General features: G+C 64.7%; 23 protein-coding genes. 13 read left to right on the plus strand and 10 right to left on the minus strand.

What is annotated here, in order from left to right:
* The first annotated feature begins 210 nt into the window (after positions 1-210).
* The 3 genes from ACODSD_RS09230 to map all read left to right on the plus strand — a co-directional run bounded on the left by ACODSD_RS09230 (position 211) and on the right by map (position 3,948).
* A complete protein-coding gene (locus ACODSD_RS09230; protein ID WP_233246631.1) occupies positions 211-1,587 on the plus strand; it encodes an amino acid permease in 1,377 nt (458 codons plus the stop codon).
* 216 nt (positions 1,588-1,803) lie between these two features.
* On the plus strand, positions 1,804-3,117 hold the full coding sequence (locus ACODSD_RS09235; RefSeq protein WP_488877228.1) for a sodium-dependent transporter: 1,314 nt from the start codon (positions 1,804-1,806) through the stop codon (positions 3,115-3,117).
* 39 nt (positions 3,118-3,156) lie between these two features.
* Entirely contained in the window at positions 3,157-3,948 is a 792-nt protein-coding gene (gene map, locus ACODSD_RS09240; protein ID WP_107797799.1) for a type I methionyl aminopeptidase, read from the plus strand.
* A 163-nt stretch (positions 3,949-4,111) separates the two neighbouring features.
* Here the strand turns inward: map and ACODSD_RS09245 are convergent, their stop codons facing one another.
* The 4 genes from ACODSD_RS09245 to ACODSD_RS09260 all read right to left on the minus strand — a co-directional run bounded on the left by ACODSD_RS09245 (position 4,112) and on the right by ACODSD_RS09260 (position 6,872).
* Positions 4,112-4,423, minus strand: a complete 312-nt coding sequence (locus ACODSD_RS09245; RefSeq protein ID WP_486636379.1) for an AzlD domain-containing protein — start codon at positions 4,421-4,423, stop codon at positions 4,112-4,114.
* Positions 4,420-5,124, minus strand: coding sequence for an AzlC family ABC transporter permease (locus ACODSD_RS09250; protein WP_107797801.1), 705 nt, complete (start codon positions 5,122-5,124; stop codon positions 4,420-4,422). The genes ACODSD_RS09245 and ACODSD_RS09250 overlap by 4 nt, the downstream gene beginning before the upstream one ends.
* A 248-nt stretch (positions 5,125-5,372) precedes the next feature.
* Positions 5,373-6,206 carry an AraC family transcriptional regulator gene (locus ACODSD_RS09255; RefSeq protein ID WP_488877229.1) on the minus strand — a complete coding sequence of 278 codons (834 nt, stop codon included), beginning with the start codon at positions 6,204-6,206 and terminating at the stop codon, positions 5,373-5,375.
* A 21-nt stretch (positions 6,207-6,227) separates the two neighbouring features.
* Positions 6,228-6,872 carry a MarC family NAAT transporter gene (locus ACODSD_RS09260; protein WP_048408368.1) on the minus strand — a complete coding sequence of 215 codons (645 nt, stop codon included), beginning with the start codon at positions 6,870-6,872 and terminating at the stop codon, positions 6,228-6,230.
* Between the two features lie 188 nt (positions 6,873-7,060).
* Here ACODSD_RS09260 and ACODSD_RS09265 point away from each other — a divergent pair, with 188 nt between their 5' ends.
* From ACODSD_RS09265 to dinB, 3 genes are all read left to right on the plus strand, one after another.
* Positions 7,061-7,534 (plus strand): copper chaperone PCu(A)C, encoded by a 474-nt coding sequence (locus ACODSD_RS09265; RefSeq protein WP_107797803.1) that lies wholly within the window; start codon positions 7,061-7,063, stop codon positions 7,532-7,534.
* 320 nt (positions 7,535-7,854) lie between these two features.
* Complete coding sequence (locus ACODSD_RS09270; protein ID WP_107801578.1) at positions 7,855-8,160, plus strand: Rdx family protein; 306 nt, start codon at positions 7,855-7,857, stop codon at positions 8,158-8,160.
* A 13-nt stretch (positions 8,161-8,173) separates the two neighbouring features.
* Positions 8,174-9,331 carry a DNA polymerase IV gene (dinB, locus tag ACODSD_RS09275; protein ID WP_488877230.1) on the plus strand — a complete coding sequence of 386 codons (1,158 nt, stop codon included), beginning with the start codon at positions 8,174-8,176 and terminating at the stop codon, positions 9,329-9,331.
* A 22-nt stretch (positions 9,332-9,353) separates the two neighbouring features.
* On the opposite strand, the gene ACODSD_RS09280 is transcribed toward dinB, so the two are convergent.
* From ACODSD_RS09280 to ACODSD_RS09305, 6 genes are all read right to left on the minus strand, one after another.
* Positions 9,354-12,089: a M16 family metallopeptidase gene (locus ACODSD_RS09280; protein WP_488877231.1), complete on the minus strand. Its 2,736-nt coding sequence runs from the start codon at positions 12,087-12,089 to the stop codon at positions 9,354-9,356.
* A gap of 318 nt (positions 12,090-12,407) precedes the next feature.
* Positions 12,408-13,502: a rod shape-determining protein RodA gene (rodA, locus tag ACODSD_RS09285; protein WP_107797806.1), complete on the minus strand. Its 1,095-nt coding sequence runs from the start codon at positions 13,500-13,502 to the stop codon at positions 12,408-12,410.
* On the minus strand, positions 13,483-15,423 hold the full coding sequence (gene mrdA / locus ACODSD_RS09290; RefSeq protein WP_107797807.1) for a penicillin-binding protein 2: 1,941 nt from the start codon (positions 15,421-15,423) through the stop codon (positions 13,483-13,485). Before mrdA ends, rodA begins: the two co-directional genes overlap by 20 nt.
* Before the next feature lie 15 nt (positions 15,424-15,438).
* A complete protein-coding gene (gene mreD, locus ACODSD_RS09295; RefSeq protein ID WP_107797808.1) occupies positions 15,439-15,942 on the minus strand; it encodes a rod shape-determining protein MreD in 504 nt (167 codons plus the stop codon).
* A 6-nt stretch (positions 15,943-15,948) separates the two neighbouring features.
* Positions 15,949-16,854, minus strand: a complete 906-nt coding sequence (gene mreC / locus ACODSD_RS09300; protein ID WP_107797809.1) for a rod shape-determining protein MreC — start codon at positions 16,852-16,854, stop codon at positions 15,949-15,951.
* 139 nt (positions 16,855-16,993) lie between these two features.
* Complete coding sequence (locus ACODSD_RS09305; RefSeq protein WP_043592385.1) at positions 16,994-18,037, minus strand: rod shape-determining protein; 1,044 nt, start codon at positions 18,035-18,037, stop codon at positions 16,994-16,996.
* 365 nt (positions 18,038-18,402) lie between these two features.
* On the opposite strand from ACODSD_RS09305, the gene gatC reads away from it, so the two are divergent.
* The 7 genes from gatC (at position 18,403) to ACODSD_RS09340 (ending at position 25,778) form a co-directional block, all read left to right on the plus strand.
* A complete protein-coding gene (gene gatC / locus ACODSD_RS09310; RefSeq protein WP_043592439.1) occupies positions 18,403-18,690 on the plus strand; it encodes an Asp-tRNA(Asn)/Glu-tRNA(Gln) amidotransferase subunit GatC in 288 nt (95 codons plus the stop codon).
* Between the two features lie 112 nt (positions 18,691-18,802).
* Complete coding sequence (gatA, locus tag ACODSD_RS09315) at positions 18,803-20,254, plus strand: Asp-tRNA(Asn)/Glu-tRNA(Gln) amidotransferase subunit GatA (RefSeq protein ID WP_235084979.1); 1,452 nt, start codon at positions 18,803-18,805, stop codon at positions 20,252-20,254.
* Between the two features lie 143 nt (positions 20,255-20,397).
* Complete coding sequence (gatB, locus tag ACODSD_RS09320) at positions 20,398-21,825, plus strand: Asp-tRNA(Asn)/Glu-tRNA(Gln) amidotransferase subunit GatB (protein ID WP_488877232.1); 1,428 nt, start codon at positions 20,398-20,400, stop codon at positions 21,823-21,825.
* 530 nt (positions 21,826-22,355) lie between these two features.
* Positions 22,356-22,802, plus strand: coding sequence for a division/cell wall cluster transcriptional repressor MraZ (gene mraZ, locus ACODSD_RS09325; RefSeq protein ID WP_107797812.1), 447 nt, complete (start codon positions 22,356-22,358; stop codon positions 22,800-22,802).
* The gene (gene rsmH, locus ACODSD_RS09330) at positions 22,799-23,761 is read left to right on the plus strand and encodes a 16S rRNA (cytosine(1402)-N(4))-methyltransferase RsmH (protein WP_488877233.1); all 963 of its coding nucleotides are present in this window, start codon (positions 22,799-22,801) and stop codon (positions 23,759-23,761) included. The genes mraZ and rsmH overlap by 4 nt, the downstream gene beginning before the upstream one ends.
* A complete protein-coding gene (gene ftsL / locus ACODSD_RS09335; RefSeq protein WP_107797814.1) occupies positions 23,758-24,030 on the plus strand; it encodes a cell division protein FtsL in 273 nt (90 codons plus the stop codon). Before rsmH ends, ftsL begins: the two co-directional genes overlap by 4 nt.
* Positions 24,030-25,778 carry a peptidoglycan D,D-transpeptidase FtsI family protein gene (locus ACODSD_RS09340; RefSeq protein WP_107797815.1) on the plus strand — a complete coding sequence of 583 codons (1,749 nt, stop codon included), beginning with the start codon at positions 24,030-24,032 and terminating at the stop codon, positions 25,776-25,778. Before ftsL ends, ACODSD_RS09340 begins: the two co-directional genes overlap by 1 nt.

Raw genomic sequence — 25,778 nt, forward strand, 5'->3', positions numbered from 1 at the left:
GTGGTGAGGGCCTTGCTGCATTGATGAAGCAATACCGTCCCATTCACAAGAGAGCCTGCTTACGATGGCGCGAGCTGGGGCGAGACAAGGTTTTGCGGCTGAGAAAGCGGAATGCGCGCATGGCGCACGAGCAATGCCAAGCCGGATTCAAAGCCGTATCGCCGCACGCCGCTGATCGTAAACAGCTTTCCATCGGCAGGAGGCGCCAAGGTGAGCGTTACCCCCACTTCCACCGGTTTGAAGCGCGAGCTGAAAAACCGCCATATCCAATTGATCGCGCTGGGCGGCGCGATCGGCACCGGTCTGTTCCTGGGTTCGGCCAGCGTGTTGAAAGCGGCCGGACCGGCGATGATTCTCGGCTACGCCGTCGCCGGCTTCATCATTTTCCTGATCATGCGCCAATTGGGCGAGATGCTGGCCGAAGAGCCGGTGGCCGGCTCGCTCAGCCATTTCGCCGGTCGTTACTGGGGCAAGTTTCCGGCCTTCCTGTCCGGTTGGAATTACTGGGCGCTGTATGTGCTGGCCGGCATGGCCGAACTGACGGCCGCAGGCGAGTACGTGCGCTATTGGTGGCCGGATGTGCCCACCTGGGTCACCGCGCTGGTCTTCTTCACGGCGATCACCGGCGTCAATCTGAGCAGCGTCAAATACTATGGCGAGACGGAGTTCTGGTTCGCGCTGATCAAGGTGGGCGCGGTGATCGCGATGATCGTGTTCGGTGGCTATCTGCTCTTGTCCGGCAAGGGCGGCCCGCAGGCTTCGGTGAGCAATCTGTGGAGCGACGGCGGCTTCTTTCCGCACGGCGTAGGCGGCCTGTTCATGACGATGGCGGTGATCATGTTCTCCTTCGGCGGCTTGGAGCTGATCGGCATGGCGGCGGCGGAGACCCAGGACCCGCAGAAAACCATTCCCAGAGCGGTGAATCAGGTGATCTACCGCGTGCTGATTTTCTACATCGGCTCGCTGCTGGTGCTGTTGTCCCTGTATCCGTGGAGCAAGGTGGCCGCCGGCGGCAGCCCCTTCGTGATGATTTTCGAGCAGATCGGCGCCGGCTTCGCCGCTCACGGGCTTAATTTCGTGGTGTTGACCGCGGCCTTGTCGGTGTACAACGGCGGCGTCTACGCCACCAGCCGCATGCTGTTCAGCCTGGCTCAGCAGGGCAATGCGCCCAAGAGCATGGCCAGGCTGGACAAGCGCGGGGTGCCGGTCAACGCCACCTTGTTGTCGGCGTTGGCGACCTTCGCCGGCGTGGTGCTCAATTACCTGCTGCCCAGCGGCGCGCTGGCCTTATTGATGTCGCTGGTGGTCACCGCCCTGGTGATCAACTGGGCGCTGATCAGCCTGACTCACATGAAGTTCCGCCGCGCCCAGGGCGGCCGCAAGCTGGTGTTCGCCTCGCTGTGGCATCCGTTCTCCAATTGGCTGTGCCTGGCCTTCATGTTGATGATCCTGGGAGTGATGCTGTTCACGCCGGGGGTGGCGGTGTCGGTGTACGTATTGCCGGCCTGGCTGCTGGTCCTGTGGCTGGGTTTCCGGCTGAAGCGGCCGGGGGCGGACGCGGCCGGTCTGGCCGTCGACAAGGCGTGAATCCGCATGCCGGGCTTGACGTACTGGGGCGTAAACCGGCATGCTTCCACGCTTATGAAGCAAACGATCCCATTCCAGACCAAAACGTGGTGGTGGCGCAGCTAATCGGCGCGCCAGGGATGTTCGCATCTGTTTTCCGGGCCGCCGTCATGGGCGGCCTTGTTGTATCCAGCGTTACCCCGTGCGGCGGCAAATTGTTCTGACTCAGGAGTTGTCATGTCTCGCACACAATGGGGTTCCCGCCTCGGTTTCATTCTGGCTTCGGCCGGCGCCACGGTCGGCCTGGGCTCCATCTGGAAGTTTCCCTACGTCACCGCGATGAACGGCGGCGGCGCGTTTCTGCTGATCTATCTATTGCTGACCTTCACGCTGGGCATCGCCTTGCTGCTGGCCGAGATCGCCATCGGCCGCGCGGCGGCCTGCGGCGCGGTGAGCGCCTTCGCGCGGCTGGGTTCGCGCCGCTGGAAGCTGGTGGGCTACGCCGGCGTGCTGTGCGGTTTCCTGGTGTTTTCCTTCTACAGCGTGGTGGGCGGCTGGACGCTGGGCTATCTGCTGCGCGCGGTGGACGGCCGGGTGATGAGCAACGACCCGGCGGCGCTGGCGCGCTTGTTCGGCGATTACGTGTCCGATCCCTTCGAATCCCTGCTGACTCACGCCCTGTTCACCGGTCTGACGCTGCTAGTGGTGATGTGCGGGGTGCAAAAGGGGATTGAGCGCGCCGGCAAGGTGTTGATGCCGCTGCTGTTCCTGCTAATGCTGGGCCTGATCGCCCGCTCGCTGACCTTGCCGGGCGCAGGGGCCGGCGTGGCGGCCTTGCTGACGCCGGATTTCTCCAAGGTGACGCCGGGCATGCTGGTGGAAGCGCTGGGCCTGGCCTTCTTTTCCTTGTCGGTGGGCGCCGGTTGCATGATCGCCTACGGTTCCTATCTGGGCCGGGACGCGAAACTGGCGGGCGCCGCGCTGTGGGTGACCGGCCTGACCACGCTGACCTCGGTCTTGGCCGGCCTGATGATCTTTCCTGCGATCTACGCCTTTGGGCTGGACCCTCAGGCCGGACCGGGCCTGACCTATATGACCATGCCGGTGGTGTTCAACCACCTGCCTTTCGGCCAAGCCCTGGCGGCGGCCTTCTTTCTGCTGCTGCTGATGGCGGCGCTGACCTCCTCGGTGTCCCTGCTGGAACTGGTGGCGGTGTTTCCCATCGACGAGTGGGGTGTCAGCCGGCGCAAGGCGACGCTGCTGATCTGCCTGCTGGTGTTTTGCGCCGGCATTCCGGCGGCGCTGTCCTTCGGGCCCTTGGCGGACTGGAAGCTGTTCGGCCGCAATGTGTTCGAGTTGATGGACTACACCGCGTCCAACATCCTGCTGCCGCTGGGCGGCATCGGCACCGCCTGCTTCGCCGGCTGGGTGATCTGGCCGACCATGCGCGCCGAGCTGCAATTGCCCGCGGCGCTGAGCGCCGGCGTGCGCTTCATCTATTGCTGGGCGGCGCCCATTCTGATCAGCCTGGTGCTGGTATACAATATCTGATTCGCTTTGCCGTTGGCATGGGCAAGAAAGGGGGGCGCCATGATTAAAACCGAGTCCGACATCCAGGGCATGATCTTGGCCGGCGCCCTGACCGCGCAAGTGCTGCAGGCGGTGGAGGAGAAGATCCGGCCCGGGGTCAGCACGCTGGAGATCGACGCCTTTTGCGAGCGTTACATCGTCGAGCGATTGGGCGCGCGGCCGGGCAGCAAGGGGCAGTACGGCTTCCCGTTCAGCGTCAACACCTCGGTCAATCAGGTGGTGTGCCACGGCTGGCCGTCCGAGCGGCAGCGCCTGAAGCGCGGCGACATCGTCAACGTCGACGTCACGGTGCTGAAGGACGGCTATTACGGCGACAGCAGCAAGACCTTCGCCGTCGGCGAGATCAGCCCGTACGCCCAGCGCCTGGTGGACGTCACCCAGCGTTGCCTGTATCTGGCCATCGCCAAGGTCCGCCCGGGCGCGACGCTGGGCGACATCGGCCACGCGATCCAGCAGCACGCCGAGGCGCAGGGCTATAGCGTGGTGCGCGAGTATTGCGGCCACGGCATCGGCGCCGCCATGCACGAGGAGCCGCAAGTGCTGCATTACGGCCGGCCCGGCCAAGGGCTCAAGCTGGAGGCCGGCATGACCTTCACCATCGAGCCGATGATCAATCAGGGCGGCAAGGACGTGAAGGTGTTGCCGGACGGCTGGACGGTGGTGACGCGGGACCGCAGCCTGTCGGCTCAGTTCGAGCACACCCTCCTGGTCACCGCCGATGGCTGCCGCATCCTGACCTTGCGCGAAGAGGAAAAAGCGGGCCTGGCGGCGCTGGGTCTGCTGGCGGCTTAGACCTGCTAAGCACACCCCTGATCCTGCTTGCGCCTCCTGGCCGCACCCTTTGTACGGCCTGCGCCGGCGCGCCTTGGCTCGGCTTCTCCGCGAGGCGTTGCGGGCGGCTCTTAAGCCCGTTCCGTCCATCGTCGCCGACGCGCAGCAGATCGTAAACAGATTCTTAGAGCCAGCGCAGCAAGCCGTAGACGATAAAGCTGACCACAATGGCGAGCAGGGTCTTGCCGTTCTTCCACGCCACCGCGATGGCGACCAGAGTGCCGATCAGATAGGCATTGCCCAGCGACAGATCAATGCGCCCGGCCGGGGCCAGCGCCATCGGCGCCACCAGCGCCGACAGCACCGCCGCCGGCACATAGTGCAGCGCGCGGTTCAGCCAGTCCGGGAAGGCCAGCCGCTGGCCGAACACCAGAAAGCTGGCGCGGATCAGCAAAGTGGCCGCCAGCATGCCGAAAATCATCCACCAATGGTTCATGCCGCCTCCTTGCGCTTGCCTTCCAGCAAGAGTCCGGCGCCGACGCCGAGCAGCGCCGCCAGCATCAGGTCCAGCTTGTAGGGCAGGCCGCGCGCCAGCAGCGCGGTCAGGCCGGCTACCGCCGCGGCCGCCAGCGTGGGCCGTTTTTTCAATTGCGGCGCGACGATGGCGGCGAAAGTGGCCACCATGGCGAAGTCCAGGCCCAGCTGCGCCAGCCCCGGCACCGAGCGCCCCAGCAGCACGCCGGCCAGCGTCCACGCCTGCCAATTGCCGTACATCGCCAGCGAGGAGCCCAGCCAATACCACTGGCCGCCGGCTGCGGCCTGGGTGCGGAAACGGTGTTCGACCACGGCGAAGGTTTCGTCGGTGAGCCAGAACGCCAGCGGCCAGCGCCAGGCCAGCGGCCATTGCCGCGCATAGGGCAGCAGGGTGGCGCTGTACAGCGCGTGGCGCAGATTGACCACGAAAGTGGTCAGCCAGATCACCGGCAGCGCGGCGCCGGCGGCCACCAGGCTGACGGCGATGAATTGCGAGGAGCCGGCGAACACCAGCAAGGACATGGCTTGGGTGCTCAGCGGGCTGAGCCCGGCGGCGATGGCCAAGGTGCCGAAAATCACGCCGAAGGGCGCGGCGCCTATCAGCATGGGCAGGCTGTCGCGCGCGCCTTGCAAGGCCCAGGCGGCGGGGGTAGGGCGGGTCATCGGGGCGTATCCTTGCGGCAATGAGATGGATTCATCATGCCGCCGAAACCGGCCGCCGTCTTGAACGATTTTGCGGGGGATGGCCGCGTGGCTTTGAGCTGCTTCTCAGGGCCTGTTCAAAGTCTCGCGAGCAAGGGCGAGACAAGGCGAAAACGAGCGAAAAAGCGGAATGTACAGCTGGTACATGAGCATTTTGAGCTTGTTTTTAACGCCGTATCGCTGAAGCGCAGCAGACTTTGAACAGGTTCTCAGCGGCGCAGGCCCAGCGCGCGTTGATAGGCCGCCGGCGCCAGGCCCACGGTGTGGCGGAAGGCGCGGGTCAGATGGGCCTGGTCGGCGAAACCCAGGCTGAGCGCCACCGCGCCGGGCGTTTGTCCCTGCGCCAGCAATTGGCGCGCGCGATTGACGCGCAGCTGATTGCGCCAAGCCACCGGCGGCAGGCCGAAGTGCTGGCGAAACTGGCGGCACAGCTGCCAGGGCGAGAGCTGGGCCGCTTCCGCCAGCGTCTGCAGCGACAGATTGTCGCTGACGGCGTCGGCCAGCATCTGCCGCGCCAGCTCCACCGCGCGCGGGGCGGCCGCCTGCGTCTGGCCGCGCACCTGCATATGGCGTTGCAGCACCGCGCCGAACATGCGCTGCAACGCAGATTCGCGCAGCAGCCGGTCCCGGCTGTCGCGCAGCAGGCGATGCAGTTGGTCCATGCCGGCGGCCAGCGGCGCGTCCAGCACCACGGTGTCGCGAAAGTAAGGCAGGGCGTGGGCGTCGCCGCTGATGTCGGCGGCCAGCTTTTGGAGGAAGTCCGCGGACGGATAGAAGCCGCGATAGGCCCAGCCGCGCGCGTCGGCGGTTTCGCCGGTATGCACTTCGCCGGGATTGATCAGCACCAGCGCGCCAACGCCGGCGCGGTGGGTGCCGCCGCGGTGGCGGTAGGACTGTGCGCCCAGGGTCAGCGCGTTGACCACGTATTCTTCATGAAAATGCGGCGGAAACACCCTTTGGGCGTAGCTGGCGTCCAGGCATTCCAAGGCGCCGATGTCGTCGGCGCGGAAGAAATCGGAACGATCGGACGCCGGGCGGGACATGGCGGGGCGTCGCGGCCGGCCTTAGGAGCCGGCCATGAAGGTGCGGATGCCGGAACCGACGAACTGCACGCCGATGCAGATCAGCAAAAAGCCCATCAGCCGCGTCATCACTTCGCGGCCGCCGCGGCCCAGACGCTGGGCGATCAGCTGCGAGGATTTCAGCGTCAGCCACATGCCGAAGCAGGTGCCGCCGATGGCGGCGAAGGTCATCGCGAAGGCCAGCGCCTTGGCCGGCAGCGTGGTCAGTTCGGCGATCTCGGTGGAAATGCCGATGACCACGGCGATGGTGCCGGGGCCGCTGATGCCGGGCATGGCCAGCGGGAAGAAGGCGTAGTCCTCGCGTTCGCCGGTCTTGGGCGCGTTGCCCGGATCCTGAGACAGGAACAGCATGCGGTAGCCGAGCACGGCGACGACGAAGCCGCCGGAAATGCGCAGCGCGCCGTAGGAAATGCCGAAGGCGGACATGATCACGTTGCCGGCCAGCAGGCTGACCACCATGATGGCGGCTGCGAACACGCAGGCGCGGCGCGCCTGATTGTCGCGCGCAGAGTCGCTCATCTCGCGGGTCAGGGTGATGAACAGCGGAATCTTGGATAGCGGGTTGGTGATGGTGATCAGGCTGAGCAGCCCGCCGAACAGGAATTGGAGCGACAACGTCTTGAGCATGGCACTACGCTGATGAAGCGAACATTACATGGAATGGACGCAGTCTGCCTGAGGCCGCGGGCAAGTGACAAGGGAAATTCTGCGGCCGGCGGCGCGAAGCGCGCGCGGCATGACATTGGCTGTGGCATTATGCCGCACAGCTGCCTGCGGCGGCTGTGCTAGAGTGCGGAAAACCCGAGGAATCCATTATGCAAAAGACATTGAGCGCCCTGTTGGGCCTGTGCCTGCTGAGCGCCGGCGCGATGGCGCACGAATTCAAGCTGGGCGATATGAAGATCGGCCATCCATGGAGCCGGGCGATGCCGGAAAGCAGCCCCACCGGCGGCGTTTACCTGTCGCTGAGCAATCGCGGCAAGGCCGCGGACAAACTGTTGTCCGCCAGCACGCCGCGCGCGGACAAGGCCGAACTGCACACCCACATCAACGACAAGGGCGTGATGCGCATGCGCGAAGTGGCCGGCGGCGTGGCCGTGGCCGCAGGCCAGGAAGTCAAGTTCGCGCCCGGCAGCTATCACGTGATGCTGATGGGCCTGAAGCAGCCGCTGCGCGTGGGCGACCGCTTTCCGCTGACATTGCGATTCGAGAAAGCGGGCAGCGTGACCGTGGAAGTGGTGGTGGAAGACGGCGTGGCCGCCGCCGCGCCGGCCGAGCACGCGCATTGAACGGCAAGGCGCGATGCTACCGGTAACGTTGCGCCGAAGTTACATCGTGCAGTGCAGCAATCGGCGTGGGCTGGAGTAAATGCTTTACCCCGCGCCGGCGACTAGGCAGACTTGGCCTCGGGAATGTGTTGAGAACAAGACGTCATTGCCACTGCCGGCGCCCTGAACAAGGTCAAAACGCCAAGTCTGCACAAAGAGAGAAACGATGGAGGAGCGAGCGCTTGCGCCCGCACACAACAAAATCCAGGGACGCCGGCAGTTCCTTTCCCCTCCCATGATGTATGCTGTCAGCCATCTTCTTGCCGACCGCGTTTTCCCGCATGACACCCTCTATCCCCCCCGCCAAATCTCCGCGCCTGAGCATTGAATACTGCACCGGCTGCCGCTGGCTGCTGCGCGCCGCCTGGATGGCGCAGGAGTTGCTGACCACCTTCGAGAAGGAGTTGGCGGAAGTGGCCTTGCAGCCCGGCAGCGGCGGCGTGTTCCGCGTCGAACTGGACGGCGAGCTGCTGTGGGACCGCAAGGCCGACGGCGGTTTCCCCGACATCAAGCTGCTGAAGCAGCGGGTGCGCGACCGGGTGGCGCCGCAGCGTTCGCTGGGCCATAGCGACGGCGCCGTTTCCTGACCCGGCCGTCGCCATGAGCGAGCCGCTGCGCAAAATCATCCACGTCGATTGCGATTGTTTCTATGCCGCCATCGAGATGCGCGACGATCCCGCCTTGCGGCCCTTGCCGCTGGCGGTGGGCGGGCGGCCGGAAAGCCGCGGCGTGATCGCCACCTGCAATTACATCGCGCGCCGCTACGGCGTGCGCTCGGCGATGTCGTCGGCGCGCGCGCTGCGCCTGTGCCCCGATCTGCTGATTCTGCCGCCCGATATGGCGCGCTACCGCGAAGCCAGCCAGAAGATCATGCGCATCTACGAGCGCTACACGCCCTTGATCGAGCCCTTGTCGCTGGACGAGGCCTATCTGGATGTGACGGGTCAGCCGCATGAGCAGGGCAGCGCCACGCGGATGGCGGAGGCGATACGCCGCCAGATCCGCGAGGAGGTGGGCATCACCGCCTCGGCCGGCATCGCGCCCAACAAATTCCTGGCCAAGGTGGCCAGCGACTGGAACAAGCCGGACGGGCAATTCCTGATCCGGCCTCAAGACGTGGCCTGTTTCGTCGCCGCGCTGCCGGTGGAGAAGATACACGGCGTGGGCCGGGTCACCGCGCAGCGGCTGAACGAGCTGGGCATACGGCGCTGCGGCGATATGCTGGCCTGGGAGCTGGCCGATCTGCTGCGCCACTTCGGCCGTTTCGGCGAGCGTCTCCACGAGCTGGCGCGCGGCGTGGATCCGCGGCCGGTGTCCACCGACCGCAGCCGCAAATCGATCAGCGTTGAGGAGACCTACGCGGTGGACCTGCCCGACGTCGCCGCCTGTCTGTCCAAGCTGCCGGAACTGATAGACCGCTTGAGCGCGCGCATCGCGCGCAGCGGCAATCCCGCGTTCAAGGGCTTGTCGGTCAAGCTCAAGTTCGACGATTTCAACCAGACCACGGTGGAACACGCCGGCGGACAACTGTCGTCGGCGCGTTTCGGGGAACTGCTGCGAGTGGGATTCGAGCGCGGACGGCGGCCGGTGCGTCTGGTCGGCGTCGGCGTCAAGCTGGCGGACGAGCACGACCTGCCGCGTCAGTTGCGCCTGTTCGGCCGGGACGGCCGCCCCTTGCCGGACCTGCCGGCGGCGGACGCCGCCGCGGGCGAGGCGGAGCCGCCAGCGCGAGACGCCGACCCGCCCCCGAACGGCTGAGGCGGGTCGGCGCAAGGCTGGATCAGGGGGTTTTGAAGTCGCCGGCGTAGACCTGGAACAACTGGGCCGGGTCTATATGCTTGCGCAGCGCGGCGTTGACCTGTTCCACCGTCAGCGCGGCGATGGCGGCGTCCACCTTGGCGTTGAAATCCATGCCGCGGCCGATCTGCAACTGGCCGTCCAGAGCGCCGCTCAGCGCGCCGTCCTGGGCGCGGGCGATCTCCCTTTCCTGCTGCAGCGCTTTCTTGGCATCGGCCAGTTCGGTGGCGTTGACGCCGTCGCGGATGAAGTGGGTCAATTCCTCGGCCACCCCCTGTTTCAGCTTGTCCAGATTCTGCGGCGCGTAAATGGCCACCAGGCTCAGGCTGGCCACCGGCTCGAAGCTGCCGGCCTTGAACTGGCTGCCGGCGTAGTAGCTGATGCCGTCCTTCTGACGCAGGCGGTCCAACAGCCGCGATTTGACACCGCCGCCCAGAATCTTGTTGGCGACCAGCATCGCCGGGTAGTCCGCGTCGCTGTCACGCATCGCCAGCGGCGCGGTGGCCAGGTAGAAGGCGTTGGCCTTGTCCTTGGCCAGCAGTTGCCGCTGGCCCGGTTTGGCCGGCGGCAGCTGGCTGGGCGCGCGGCTGTACGCCACGGGGCTGTTCCAGCCGCCGAACAGTTTTTGCAGCTGGCTTTGCGCCGCCTTGGCGTCGAAGTCGCCGACCAGGGCGAAGCGGGCGTGGTTGGCGCCGTAGAACTGGCGGTGGAAGCGCTTCAGATCGTCCAGCTTGGCGGCTTTCAATTCGGCGGCGGCCTCGTCCAGCGTCGGACGGTAGCGCAGATCGCCCTTGCGATAGATATTGAGCGCCTGGCCCACGGCCTGGGTGGCCATGGCCTGAGGCTCGTTGCGCTGGGCATCGATGGCGGTCAGTTCCTCCTTGCGCAGCAGTTCGAACTCCCGTTCCGGGAAGCTGGGCTGCTTGAGCAGGCCGGCGATCAGGTCCAGCAAGGCCGGCAGATGCGTGCGGGTGGTTTCAAAGTCCACGCTGACTTCTTGGCCGGAGCCGGAGATGCTGAGCTTGGCTTTCAATTGGTCCAGGCGATTGCTGATTTTGGCGCGGCTGAGTTTGCCGCTGCCGCGCTCCAGCATGTCGGCGGCGAGGCCGGGAACGGCGCCGCGGCCGAACAGGCTTTTCTCGTCGCCGAAGGCGAGGCTGAAGCTGCCGTTGACGGTTTCGCCGCGGGTTTTCTTGGCCAGCAAGGCCAGCTTGGCGCCGTTGGCGAGCGTGGTTTTCTCGGTGCGGGCGTCGATATTGGCCGGGCTGGGGTCGAAGGCTTCGCCCTGGCTGATCGCGGCGCGGCCCTTGTAGCCGTCCACCAGCTTGGCCACGTCCGGCGTGGCCGGTATCACGCTGCGTTCCGGTTTGGCGGTGGGCACGAACTGGCCGTAGGTGCGGTTGGACGGCTTGAAGTAGTTCTCGGCCGCCCGTTCCACGTCCTTGACGCTCAGCGCCTCGATGCGGTCGCGGGTCAGGAAGAACAATCGCCAGTCGCCCTTGGCGATGGCTTCGGACATTTCCACCGCCAACTGCTGCGGATCGTTCAAGGTCTTGTCGATCTCATTGAGCAGGCTGGCCTTGGCGCGCTTGAGTTCGGCCTCGGTCACCGGCTTGCTCTTGAAGCCTTCGATGGCGGCGAGCAGGGCCTGGCGCGCGTCGGCCAGCTTCTGTCCCTTGTTCAATTCCGCCCAGAAAATGATGTAGCCGGGTTCGGCCAGCGCAAAGGGCCAGGCCTCGACGCCTACGGCTTTCTTGCCGCCCACCAGCGTCTGGTACAGCCGGCCGTTGGGCGTGCTGGCCAGGATGTCGGCCAGCGCGAGGACGGCGGCCGCGTCCGGGTGGCTGCCGGCGGAGATCGGATAGAGCACCGCAGCCAGCTGGGTGTCGCCGACGCGCTCCACGGTCAGCTCGCGCGCGCCGTCGCGCTGCGGTTCTTCGGTCCAGGTCGGCGTCAGCTGGCGCTGCGGCTTGGCGATCTTGCCGAAGGCCTGCTGGACGACGGCCAGCGTCGCCGCCGGGTCGAACTTGCCGCTGATCATCAGCACCGCGTTGTCCGGCTGGTAGTACTTGCGGTAGAAGGCCTGCAGATTGTCGATGCGGACCTTTTCCACGTCCGAGCGCGCGCCTATGGTGTTGTGGCCGTAGTTGTGCCAGTCGTAACTGACTGCGGTCATCTGCTTCCACAGCACGCGGCGGGGATTGTTCTCCCCCATCTCCATTTCATTGCGCACCACCGAGAACTCGGTGTCCAGATCGCTCCTGGCGATCTTGCTGTTGACCATGCGGTCCGCTTCCATCTCCAGCGCCCAGCGTAGATTGGCGTCGCTGGCGGGGAAGGTTTCGTAGTAGTTGGTGCGGTCAAGGAAGGTGGTGCCGTTGAACTGCATGCCGCGCTTGCCCAGCTCCTGCATCAGATTGCCGCTGCTGGGCGTACCTTTGAACAACATGTGCTCCAGCAAGTGGGCCATGCCGGTTTCGCCGTAGCTTTCGTGGCGGCTGCCCACCAGATAGGTGATGTTGACGGTGGTGGTGGGCTTGGAGGCGTCCGGCGCCAGCAGGACGCGCAGGCCGTTGGGCAGCCGGTATTCGGTGACGCCTTCCACGCTGGTGTAGGCTTGCAGCTGGCTTTGGCTGGCGGCGGCGGGTTCGGCGGCGATGGCCGGCAAGGTGTGGCCCAGGGACAGGGCGAGCAGCAGGCTCAGGGTCTTGATGCGCATGCGGTGGCGTTTCCTCTGGCATGAATGCGGGATGGCGGCGCGCGATGGCGCCGGAATGCTATAGGCTTGCGATTTTGCTTGCCTTCGTCAAGTCGGAAACCTTCCGGGCATGACGTAAGTCTGGGGCAAACAGGGGTAGGCCGCCGCGGTGGGGCATTGGTTCCCGCCATGGAACTTAGAGCCTGTTTATGATCTCGCGAGCAAGAGCGAGACAAGGCGGAAATGACCGAAGAAGCGGAATGTACATACGGTACATGAGCATTCTGAGGTCATTTCCAACGCCGTATCGCCGAAGCGCAGCAGATCGTAAACAGGCTCTCAGCGTTTTAGATTGCTGATGCTCATCAGCATGCCCATGCCGACGAACAGGGTGACGGTGGCGGTGCCGCCGTAGGACATGAAGGGCAGCGGCACGCCCACTACCGGCAGGATGCCGGACACCATGCCCATATTGACGAAGGCGTAGACGAAGAAGGACAGGGTGATGGAGCCGGCCATCAGCCGGCCGTACAGCGTTTGCGCGCTGGCGGTGATCATCATCGCGCGGCTGAGCACCAGCAGGTAGAGCGTCAGCAGCAGCACATTGCCGGCCAGGCCGAATTCCTCTGAATACACGGCGAAGATGAAGTCGGTGGTGCGTTCCGGGATGTAATCGAGGTGGGTCTGGGTGCCGTTGAGCCAGCCCTTGCCCCAGGGGCCGCCGGAGCCGATGGCGATCATGGACTGGATGATGTGGTAGCCGTCGCCCAGCGGGTCGGTGGTGGGGTCTATCATGGTCAGCACCCGGCGGCGCTGGTAGTCGTGCAGCAGGTTCCAGACGATGGGCAGGCTGGCCGCGCCCAGGCCGATGCCGGCGAAGATCACTTTCCACGGCAGGCCGGCGAAGAACAGCACGAAGAGGCCGGCGGCGGCGATCAGCAGGGTGGTGCCCAGGTCCGGCTGCTTTAGCACCAGCGCGCTGGGCACGGCCATCAGCAAGGCGGCCACCAGATAGTGCCACCAGCGCATCGACAGCTCGTATTTCTGGAAGAACCAGGCCAGCATCATCGGCAGCGCGATCTTCATGATCTCGGACGGCTGGATGCGGGTAATGCCCAGTTCCAGCCAGCGGGTGGAGCCGTTGACGGTGACGCCCTTGAAGTGGACGGCCAGCAGCAGGAGCACGCCCAGGCCGTAGATGGGCGGCGCGAAGTTCATGATGCTTTGCGGCCGCATGCGGGCGATGATCCACATGATGATCAGCGACAGGCTGGTGTAGATCAGCTTGTTGTCTATCTTGTCGAAGGACTGGTTGTTGGCCGAGTACAGCAGCACCATGCTGACTACGAAGATCATGCCCAGGAACAGCATCAGCCAGCCGTCCAGCGGCTCTTTGACCTGTTCCCAGACGCGTTTAATTAGAGAGGTCTGCATTGTCGTTGGCGGTGTCGGTGGGCATGGTCTTCAGCGTGCCTTCGATGTCTTTCGGCACTTTGCCCAGCAAGTAGTAATCGAACAGCGCGCGCACGATGGGCGCGGCGGCGGCGGCGCCGAAGCCGGCGTTCTCCACGATCACCGCCACGGCGATGCGAGGCTTGTCCACCGGGGCGAAGGCGATGAACCAACTGTGGTCGCGGTATTGCTCGGCCAGCGCGGAGGCGTTGTACTTGGCGCCCTGTTTGATCTGCACCACTTGAGCGGTGCCGGTTTTGCCCGCCATCGAGTACTGCAGGCCCACGCCCAGCCGCGCGCCGGTGCCGCGCGTCATCACGCCTTCCATGCCGCGCTTCACGTATTCGAAGTTTTCCGGTTTGAACGGGATCTGGCGGGTGGGCATCGGTTCAATGATGCGCGCTTTGCCGCTGCGGGTGTCCACCACTTGCTGGACCAGGTGCGGTTTGAACACCTGGCCGTCGTTGGCCATGATGGCGGTGGCGTTGGCCATTTGCAGCGGCGTATAGGCGTTGAAGCCCTGTCCGATGCCGATGCTGACCACGTCGGCCGGATACCAGCGGCGGAACTCTTCCTTGTAGCGGGAAAAGCGGCGGGCCTTCCACTCCTTGGACGGCAGCACGCCGATGGATTCGCCGTCCAGGTCGATGCCGCTCTTGCTGCCCAGGCCGAACTGCGCCAGCGCCGGGTGGATCTTGTCTATGCCCATGTCCCAGGCCAGCTTGTAGAAGAAGGTGTCGCTGGAGACTTCGATCGCGCGCTGCAGATTGATCATGCCGTTGCCGGCCTTCTTGCTGTCGCGGAACTGGTGGCTGGAGCCGGGTAGGGTGAAGTAGCCGGGCGCCGGGCGGATGTCGCGCATGCCGATGGCGTGGTTTTCCAATGCGGCCATCGCCATGAAGGGCTTGAAGGTGGAGCCGGGCGGGTAGGTGCCGCGCAGCGCGCGGTTGATCATCGGCTTCTGCCAGTCGCTGTTCAGATTGGTCCAGGTCTGGGTGTCGATGCCGTCGATGAACAGATTGGGGTCGAAGCCCGGCTTGGACAGGAAGGCGAGCACGCCGCCGGTGGACGGTTCTATCGCCACCAGCGCGCCGCGGCGGCTGCCGAACAGCTTGTCCGCCATTTCCTGCAGCCGGATGTCCAGCGCCAGCTTCAAGGTGTTGCCGTTGACCGGCGGCGTGCGTCGCAGCGAGCGCACCGCGCGGCCGCCGGAGTCGGTTTCCACTTCCTCGAAGCCGACCTTGCCGTGCAGATCGTCCTCGTACACCGCCTCCAGGCCGGTCTTGCCTATGTAGTTGGAGCCCTTGTAATTGGCGGTTTTCTCTTCTTCTTCCAGCCTTTCCTTGTCGCGCTGGTTGATGCGGCCGATATAGCCGAGCACATGGCTGGTCATTTCCTTGAACGGATAGTCGCGGAACAGCCGCGCCTTGACCTCCACGCCGGGAAAGCGCCAGGACTGGGCGGCGACGCGCGCGGCCTCTTCCTCGCTGAGCTTGGTTTTCAGCGGGATGGATTCGAAGTTCTTGCTCTCGATCAGCAGGCGCTTGAACTGGCGCTCGTCGCGCGGGGTGATGTCCACCAGCTTGCGCAGTTCGGCCTCGGTGGCGGCCAGGTCCGCGATCTTGCTGGGCGTCAGCTCCAGCGTGTAGGCGGAGTAGTTTTGCGCCAGCACCACGCCGTTGCGGTCCAGGATCAGGCCGCGGTTGGGCAGGATGGGCACCAGCGAGATGCGGTTGTTCTGGGCCAGCGTGGAAAAGTGTTCGTGCTGCAGCACTTGCAGCCAGATGAAGCGCGTGAGCAGCACCAGGAACATCAGCACGATCAGCGCGTAAGCGACGATCAGGCGCAGCTGGAACTGGCTGTCTTCGGCCTGCGGGTTCTTGAAGCGGGTGGGTTGAGGCATGGACGGTTCGCGGCGCTAGACCGCGTTATGGCGGTAGGGCATCAGCATCAGCTTGGTCAGCAGCGGCCATAGCAGGGCGCCGATCAAGGGCGGCAGGAAATAGCCCCAGCCGACGAAGGCGGAGCCGGTGAGCATGCGCACCACCACCATGATCAGCTGGTTGGTCAGCAGCAGGCCCAGCACCACCAGCGTCTGCTGGCCCAGGTTGAACATCACCACCTGGCGCTGGCGCGCCAAGGCCAGATAGGCGGTGATCGAATAGGCCAGCGCGTGCTGGCCGAACAATCCCGCGGTGGAGATGTCGGCCACCAGGCCCAGCAAGAAGGCGGTGCCGATATTGACCCGGCGCGGCTGGTTGATCACCCAGTACAGGATCAGCATGCCGATGAAATCCGGCAGCCAGCGCGTGCTGCCGTGCGGCAGCGGGATCAACTCGATCAGGACGGCGAAGATGAAGGTGAACAGGATGAAGCGGCGCTTCACCGGTTTGAGCAGTTCCTTGGGGCGCTCGAACGTCATCGGGGCTTACTCCTCGGCGGCGGCTTTCTTGCCGCCCCTGCTCTTTTTGACGATGGGGGCCGGTTCCGGCGGACGCGGCGGCGCCTGCTTGTCGCCCAGCACCAGCATGTAGCGGGTTTGCTGCACGCCGGCCAAGGGCGCGGTGGCGATGCGGGCGAAGGTGGCGCCCTGGTTGCGCTCCACCCGGGTTACGCGGGCCACGGGGATGCCGGCCGGATAAACGCCGTCCACGCCGGACGTGACGATGTGGTCGCCGTCCTTGATGTCCGCGCTTTGCGGCAGGTAGCGGATTTCCACGCCGCCGCCGTAGCCGTACAGGATGGCGCGTTGGCCGGTGCGGGCCACCATCACCGGCACCATCTGGTTCTTGTCTATGACCAGGGTCACTTCCGCGGTCAGCGGCTGCACCCGGGTGACCTGGCCCAAGAGGCCGCTGGCGTCCACCACCGGCTGGCCGGCTTTCAGATTGGCGTCGCTGCCCTTGTCGATGATGATTTTGTAGGAAAACGGATCGCGGCCGGTGTACAGGGTTTCCGCCATCTGCGCTTGCTGGTGGTAGCTGGACTTGATGCCGTTGAGCTTGCGCACTTCGTCCAGCTCGCGCTGCAGGGTTTGCAGCCGCGACAGCTGCGCCGACATTTCCAGCTGGCGCACGCGCAAGGCGGTGTTTTCCTGCTTCAGTTCGGTTTGGGAGCTGAGAAAATCGCTGACGTGGCGCATCGCCTGCGCCGGCATGTTCACCGCGCGCTGCACCGGGTACAGCGCCAGCGAGGTGGCTTCGCGCGCCTGTTCCATCAGGCCGAAATAGCTGTCGCCGACCAGGAGCGCCACCGAGGCGGCCACGGCCATGGCCAAGCGCGCGCCGGGCGGCGGCCCGGAGCGGAAAAAGCTGGGGGTGTTGGCAAAGTCCATCGGCTCAGACCTCGCCCCTTGACGCGGGGCGCTGTGCTTCAAAAACGGGCGCGCTTGTCGCGCGCCCGCCATCATCGCTTGCTTTACGAGCGGCCGCCGCCGCCGGAGCCGGGCTCAGGCGGTCGTCGGTCGTTCCGGTTTAGGGGACGTTGGTGAAAATGGTGCCAATCTTGTCCATCTTCTCCAGCGCCTTGCCGGAGCCGCGCACCACGCAGGTCAGCGGTTCTTCGGCCACGAACACCGGCAGGCCGGTTTCTTCGGCCAGCAGGCGGTCGATGTCTTTCAGCAGCGCGCCGCCGCCGGTCAGCACCATGCCCTTGTCGGCGATGTCGGCGCCCAGTTCCGGCGGGGTCTGTTCCAGCGCGATCTTCACCGCGGATACGATCTGGTTCAAGGGCTCGGTCAGCGCTTCCAGGATTTCGTTGGAGGACACGGTGAAGGCGCGCGGAATGCCTTCGGCCAGATTGCGGCCCTTGACTTCCATTTCGCGCACTTCGGCGCCCGGGAAGGCGGAGCCTATGGTCTTCTTGATTTCCTCGGCGGTGGTTTCGCCGATCAGCATGCCGTAGTTGCGGCGGATGTAGTTGATGATGGCTTCGTCGAACTTGTCGCCGCCGACGCGGACGGAGTTGGAGTACACCACGCCGCCCAGCGAGATCACGCCGACTTCGGTGGTGCCGCCGCCGATGTCCACCACCATGGAGCCGGTGGGCTCCTCAACCGGCAGGCCGGCGCCGATGGCGGCCGCCATCGGCTCTTCGATCAGTTCCACGCGGCGCGCGCCGGCGGCCAGCGCCGAATCGCGGATCGCCTTGCGTTCCACCTGAGTGGAGCCGCAGGGCACGCAGATCACGATGCGCGGGCTGGCGGCGAAGAAGCGGTTGGGGTTCACCTTCTTGATGAACTGCTTGAGCATCTGTTCGGTGACGGTGAAGTCGGCGATCACGCCGTCCTTCATCGGGCGGATCGCCTGGATGCTGCCCGGGGTGCGGCCCAGCATGCGCTTGGCTTCCAGGCCCACGGCCAGGATGGATTTCTTGTTGGTGGGCGCGTCGCTGTGAATGGCGACGACCGAGGGCTCGTCCAGCACGATGCCTTTGGCGCGCATGTAGATGAGGGTGTTGGCTGTGCCAAGGTCAATGGCGAGGTCGTTGGAGAAGTATCCGGTCAGCGAACGAAACATTGGGCGATCCTGGTCAGTTTTCGTCATGTGGCGGACGCGCCGTCGCGTCCGCGCTTAATCTGTTGTTTGTTGTCTACTCGTACGACCCGAGTCTAACCGCCGCGTGGCAAAACGACGCTTGGCGCCCACTGGGCGACGCCGGCTAAGCGGCTTCGCCCGCTGGCCTTGCGCATCATTTTCCGACGCCGTGTCGGTTCGATAAGGCCTGCACGATCCGGCCCCGGCGCGGCGGCTTGCCGCCTGTCGGCCGCGCGGTGAAAGCGTTGCCGAAATTACGCCGTGGCGTGATGTCGATCTTGGGAGAATCAAGCGGGCTATGATACCCTATAACGCTTGAAATATTAAAGGTTTTGAACGAGGACACCATGTCGCTGACGCATCAGGATGTCGCACGAATTGCCAAGCTTGCCCGCATCAATGTCAATGAAGCGGAAATTGCCGCGACAAGCAAGCAACTCAATAATATTTTCGGCCTGATCGAACAGATGCAGGCGGTGAACACCGACGGCATCGAGCCGATGGCCCATCCGCAGGATGTCTCTTTGCGTTTGCGCGAAGATATCGTTACCGAAACCAATCAGCGCGAAGCTTTCCAGGCCGTGGCCCCGCAAGTGGAAAAGGGCTTGTTCCTGGTCCCCAAGGTCATCGAGTGATGCTCTGATTGCCTGCGCCGGTTTAGGTTCCCGCCCGCGCGGGAGGCCGGTGCCGGTCGCTGTCTGAAAGGACGGCGACGCCATTCCCGGATAGCTAAAGATTCCATTTGAAATGACACAGTCTACTTTAAAGCAACTGTCGCGGCAGCTGGCGGCCAAGGAAGTCTCCAGCCTTGAGCTGGCCACCCAATATCTGGACCGCATCGAGGCGCTGAACCCGGCGCTCAACGCGCTGGTCACCGTCGACCGCGCCAAGACCCTGGCCGAAGCAGCGGCCGCCGACGCGCGCATCGCCGCCGGCAACGCCCATGCGCTGACCGGCGTGCCCATCATCCACAAGGATCTGTTCTGCCAGCAGGGCTGGAAAACCAGCTGCGGCTCCAAAATGCTGGACAACTTCGTGTCGCCGTACAGCGCCCACGTGGTGGAGCAGTGTCAGGCCGCCGGCATGGTGACGCTGGGCCGCGCCAATATGGATGAGTTCGCGATGGGTTCGTCCAATGAGAACTCCTTCTACGGCGCCGTGAAAAATCCCTGGGATCAGAACGCGGTGCCGGGCGGCAGCTCCGGCGGTTCCGCCGCCGCCGTGGCCGCGCGGCTGACGCCGGTGGCCACCGCCACCGACACCGGCGGTTCCATTCGCCAGCCGGCCTCCCATTGCGGCGTCACCGGCATCAAGCCGACCTACGGCGTGGTGTCGCGCTACGGCATGGTGGCCTTTGCCTCCTCGCTGGATCAGGGCGGCCCGATCGCGCAGACCGCCGAGGACTGCGCGCTGATGCTGAACGTGATGGCCGGCTTCGATCAGCGCGACTCCACCTGCTTGGAGCGCGCCCGCGAAGATTACGCCCGCGACCTGAATCAGCCGCTGGCCGGCCTCAAGGTGGGCCTGCCGCGCGAATACTTCGCCGCCGGCCTGAGCGCCGACGTGGCGCGCGCGGTGGACGAGGCGGTGACGGTGCTGAAACAGCAGGGCGCGCAGGTGGTGGACATCAGCCTGCCCAATACCGAGTTGTCCATCCCGGCCTATTACGTGATTGCGCCGGCCGAGGCCTCCACCAATCTGTCGCGTTACGACGGCGTGCGCTACGGCCATCGCGCCGCCGAGTACAAGGACCTGGTGGACATGTACGAGAAGACCCGCGCCGAAGGCTTCGGCAGCGAGGTCAAGCGCCGCATCCTGGTGGGCAGCTATGTGCTGTCGCACGGCTATTACGACGCCTATTACCTGAAGGCCCAGAAAATCCGCCGCCTGATCGCCAACGATTTCAAAGCCGCTTTCGAGCAGTGCGACGTGATCCTGGGGCCGGTGGCGCCGACCGCGGCCTTCGACATCGGCGCGATGAACGACGATCCGGTGCAGATGTATCTGTCCGACATCTACACGTTGTCGGTGAACCTGGCCGGCTTGCCGGGCATGAGCGTGCCGGCCGGCTTTAGCGCGAATGGCCGCCCGATCGGCTTGCAGATCATCGGCAACTACTTCGGTGAAGCCAAGATGCTGAACGTCGCGCATCAGTTCCAACTTGCGACTGATTGGCATAGCCGCGCGCCGGTTTTGTAATTGAATGAATTAGCCGCGGAAGTGCAGGGAAGGATATGGACAGACCCCGGCTCCCAAGAGGTGGGTGAGCTAGGGGTCGCCGTTTTGCTTCCGTGTTTTCCGTGTGCTTCCGTGGCAAAAAATAATAGAAGGATTTTCCAACCATGAAATGGGAAGTCGTCATCGGTATCGAGGTGCATGTGCAGCTCAATACCGTCTCCAAGATTTTCTCCGGCGCCAGCACCGCCTTCGGCGCGGAGCCGAACACCCAGGCCTCCGCGGTGGAGCTGGCCTTTCCCGGCGTGTTGCCGGTATTGAACAAGGCGGCGGTGGACAAGGCCATCCGCCTGGGCCTGGCGCTGGACGCCAAGATCAACCAGAAGAACGTGTTCGCGCGCAAGAACTACTTCTATCCCGACCTCCCCAAGGGCTACCAGATCAGTCAGATGGATCTGCCCATCGTCGAGGGGGGCAAGCTGAAAATCCTGGTGGGCGAGCAGGAGAAGGTCATCGGCGTGACCCGCGCCCATATGGAGGAGGATGCCGGCAAGAGCCTGCATGAAGACTTCCACGGCCTGTCCGGCATCGACCTCAACCGCGCCGGCACGCCCTTGCTGGAAGTGGTGTCCGAGCCGGACATGCGCTCGGTGGACGAGGCGCTGGCCTATGTGAAAGCGCTGTACGCGCTGGTGACCTGGCTGGGCATCTGCGACGGCAATATGCAGGAAGGCAGCTTCCGCATGGACGTCAACGTGTCGGTGCGCCCGGAGGGGCAGAAGGAATTCGGCACCCGCCGCGAGATCAAGAACCTCAACTCCTTCCGCTTCCTGGAGCAGGCCGCCAAATACGAAATCCAGTGGCAGATCGATACCCTGGAAGACGGCGGCAAAGTACAGCAGGCCACCGTGCTGTTCGACCCGGATACCGGCGAGACCCGGATGATGCGCAGCAAGGAAGACGCGCACGATTACCGCTACTTCCCGGACCCGGACCTGTTGCCGGTGCGCATCTCCGACGAGCAGATCGCCCGCATCCGCGGCGAGATGCCGGAGCTGCCGGCGGCGATGCAAGTCCGTCTGGCCGAGGCCTACGGCGTGTCCGCCTACGACGCGGCGTTGCTGACGTCCAGCCTGGCTCTGGCCCAGTATTTCGAAGCCGCGGCCAAGGCCTCCGGTCAGGGCAAGCTGGCCGCCAACTGGATCAACGGCGAGATCGCCGCGCGGCTGAACCGCGACGGCAAGGAGATCGCCGATTGTCCGATCTCGGCCGAGCGCCTGGTTGGCCTGATCGCGCGCATCGCCGACGGCACGCTGTCCAGCAAGCTGGCCAAGCAGGTGTTCGACGCCTTGTGGGACAGCGAACTGTCCGCCGACGCCATCATCGAGCGCGACGGCCTGAAGCAAGTGTCCGACGTCGGCGCCATCGAGAAAATGGTGGAAGAAGCGATCGCCGCCAATCCCAAGGCGGTGGAAGAATTCCGCGCCGGCAAGGAAAAGGCGCTCAACGCCTTGGCCGGCCAGGTGATGAAAGCCTCCAAAGGCAAGGCGAATCCGGCTCAGGTGCAGGATATTCTGCGACAGAAGCTGGCCTGAGAACCTATTCCAAAGTCTGCTGCGCGTCGGCGGGATAGTTAGACAAGGGCGTTGAAACCGTCTTCGAAATGCTCATGTACCGTGTGTACATTCCGCTTTCTCAGCCGTTTTCGCCTTGTCTCGCTCTTGCTCGCGAGACGTGGAACAGCTTCTGAGCCAACGGAACTTCAGGGCGGCGGCGCCGATCGTGGCGCCGCCGCCCTGTTTTTGTGTTGCGGCGCGACAAGTGGTCTTGCTCTGGACTGTCCTTGGAAATATTCCCAGGCCCGGGGTGTGGTGTTTCGGAAATGGTTCGAGTGTTAACAGCTCACTTTGACTGATGTTTTTAAGCCTCTGATTTGACAAGGAATCCGCTTTTTGCCTGGTCCGCTAAGTCATTGTCTCAAAAGGTGAATTAGAACTTCTCGATGTTGACCGTGGGGAAGTTCTTTCTTATAGTGGCGGAAAGTGGGGCGAAGTGGGTGAAAGTGGGGCATTTGTCCCAGGGGGCGACGGCCCCTTAGGTTTATTCGGTCAGCGGGCTCGAAATCATGATTGGTGGCGTCAGCATCTTGTCTCTCGATAGCAAGGGGCGTTTGGCTATTCCGGCTAAACACCGCGAGACACTGCTGTCCGCTTTCGGGCACAAACTGATCGTCACCCTCGAGTCCCAAGACCACTTGCTGATCTACCCCGAACCCAACTGGCGTCCGGTCGAAGCCCGCCTGCTAGCCCTTCCCACCGGCAATCCCACTCTGAAACGTTATCAGCGCCTCGTGCTCGGCCACGCGGAAACGCTGGAAATGGACAGCGCCGGACGCATTCTGCTGCCCGCGCGCCTGCGCGATCTCACCGGACTCGACAAAGACGTCGCGCTGGTGGGCATGGGCAACCGCTTCGAGCTGTGGAATGCCGAGGAATGGGACAACCAGACCGCTGACGCCCTGGCCATCGATCAAACCGATCTGGCCCAACACCTTGGAGACTTTACGCTGTGAGCACCACCCCTTTCGTGCACCTGACGGTGCTCTTGACCGAAGCGGTCGACGCGCTTGCCATCCGGCCGGATGGCACCTATGTCGATTGCACTTTCGGTCGAGGTGGCCACAGCCGCTTGATCCTGTCGCGACTGGGGCCGCAGGGCCGCCTGGTCGCTTTCGACAAGGACCCCGAAGCCATCGCCGTGGCCACGCGGCTGGCGGAGGAAGACCCGCGTTTTCAAATCGTGCACAACGGTTTTGAAACGCTGGCGCAGGAATTGGACCGCCTGGGCATTCCCCAGGTGGACGGCGTGTTGATGGATCTGGGCGTGTCATCGCCGCAGATCGACGACGGGCGGCGCGGTTTCAGCTTCCGCTTCGACGCGCCCTTGGACATGCGTATGGATACCACCCGCGGCATCACCGCGGCCGAATGGTTGGCGACGGCAGACGAGGCCGATATCAGAGAGGTCATCAAGACTTATGGTGAAGAGCGGTTTGCTCGCAAGATCGCAGCAGCCATTGTTGCGCAAAGGGCTGACGCCCCCCTCCAGACCACGCGTGAGCTCGCCGTGCTCGTTGGGCAAAACGTCCGTACTCGGGAACCGGGTCAGGACCCCGCAACGCGTACCTTCCAAGCGATCCGGATCTTTGTGAACCGCGAGCTGGACGAACTCAAGGCGGTGCTGCCGCAGGCGGCGCGCCGCCTGGCGGAAAACGGCCGCCTGGCGGTGATCAGCTTTCATTCGCTGGAAGACCGCATCGTCAAGCAATACCTGCGCGACGCCAGCAGCGAGGAAAAGCTGCCGGCGTGGGCGATGGTGCGCGCGTCCGATATGGCCCAGCCGCCGCTGTCCACCGTGGGCAAGCCGGTGCGCGCCGGCGATGAGGAGGTGCGCGCCAACGCGCGCTCCCGCAGCGCCATCATGCGCGTGGCCGAGCGCACCGCCGCGCCGTGGCGGGAGATCGACGCATGAACAAGCTCAACGCGATACTGCTGGTCATCGTGGTGCTGTCCGCCTGGTCGGTGGTCACCTCGACCCACGTGTCGCGCAAGCTCTACAGCGATTTGCAGAAGGAACGCAAATCCGCCCAGCAGCTGGAGATCGAGTTTGGCCAGCTGCAGCTGGAGCAGAGCACCTGGGGCGCGCACGCGGTGATTGAGAAAGCCGCGTCCAGCCGCCTCGACATGCATATCCCGGACCCGCGCCAGACCCAGGTGATCTCGCCTGGGAAGGGGATGTGATGCGCACTTACTCCCCTCGCCACCAGCAACGCATCCCGGACGCCAGCCCCGCGCTGCGCATGAAGCCGGGCCGCGTGCGCTTTGTGCTGCTGATGCTGGCGCTGCTGTTCCTGGCCTTGATCGGCCGCGCGGTCTATCTGCAAGTGGTGCAGCAGGACTTCCTGCAAAACCAGGGCGAGGCGCGTTTCCGCCGCGCGCTGACGCTGGAGGCCAACCGCGGCGTGATCACGGACCGCAACGGCGAACCGCTGGCGATCAGCTCGCCGGTGCAGACCATCTGGGCCAGCCCGGCGGACATGGAGCCGGTGCCGCCGGCCAAGCTGCGCGAACTGGCGGCGATGCTGGATCTGTCGCCGGAGGAGCTGTCGGCCAAGCTGTCCGACCGCAAGAAGGAATTCGTCTACGTCAAACGCCAGATCAGCCCTGAGCTGGCCGACAAGGTGATGGCGCTGGGCGTGCCCGGCATCGCCAAACAGCAGGAATTCCGCCGCTTCTACCCGGCCGGGGAAATCGTGTCCCACATCATCGGTTTCACCGGCGTGGACGGCAAGGGCCAGGAAGGCGTGGAGCTGGCGCGCGAGAAGATGCTGGCCGGCAAGGACGGCCGCCGCGTGGTGCTGAAGGACCGCCGCGGCCACATCATCGAAGACGTCGCCGCCATCGAGCCGCCGCGCGACGGCCAGAAGCTGGCGCTGGCGGTGGATCACCGCATCCAATACTTGGCTTACCGCGAGCTCAAGGCCGCGGTGGAGCTGAACAAGGCCAAGGCCGGCAGCGTGGTGGTGGTGGACGCCCACACCGGCGAGTTGCTGGCGCTGGCCAATTACCCCTCGTTCAACCCCAACAACCGCAGCGGCGTGACGCCGGAAATGATGCGCAACCGCGGGGTGATCGATCTGTTCGAGCCGGGCTCGACGATGAAGCCGTTGTCCATCTCGCTGGCGTTGGAAAACGGCAAGGCCGGACTCAACACGGTGCTGGACACCCACACTTACATGATAGGCCCGGCCACCATCCGCGACGTGGCGCCGCGCCCCAGCCTGGACATTCTCGGCATCATCCAGAAATCGTCCAACGTCGGCACCAGCAAGCTGGCGCTGATGAGCTCGCCGGAACAATCGTGGAAGCATTACGACGCGCTGGGCTTTGGCCGCGCGCCGGAAACCGGCTTCCCCGGCGAAGCCGGCGGCCGGCTGCGCGACTGGCACAACTGGCGGCCCATCGAGCAGGCGACGATGTCCTTCGGCTACGGCATCTCGGTCAGCCTGATCCAGATGGCGCGCGCCTACACCGTGTTCGCCAACGACGGCGTGATGCTGCCGATCTCGCTGTACAAGACCGCCACCCCGATGCCGGGCAAGCGGGTGCTGAGCGAAAAGACCGCGCACGAGATGCGCGATCTGCTGATCGCCAACAGCCAGCCGGGCGGCGGCGCCGTCGGCGGCCGCATCATCGGCTACAGCGTGGGCGGCAAGAGCGGCACCGCGCGCAAGCTGGAAGGCCGCGCCTATGTGGCCAACAAGCACCGCGCGCTGTTCATGGGCTTCGCGCCGGGCAAAGCGCCGCGCGTGATCGTGTCGGTGATGATAGACGAGCCCTCCGCGGGCAAATATTACGGCGGCGCGGTGGCTGCGCCGGTGTTCTCGCAGATCGCCGGCGGCGCGCTGCGGGTGCTGAACGTGCAGCCGGACGAGCCCTCCAACAACACTTTATTGCCGGAATCCACCCCGGTGCCGGTGGATTTTTGA

It is taken from the genome of Chromobacterium sp. FG22 (assembly GCF_057809415.1).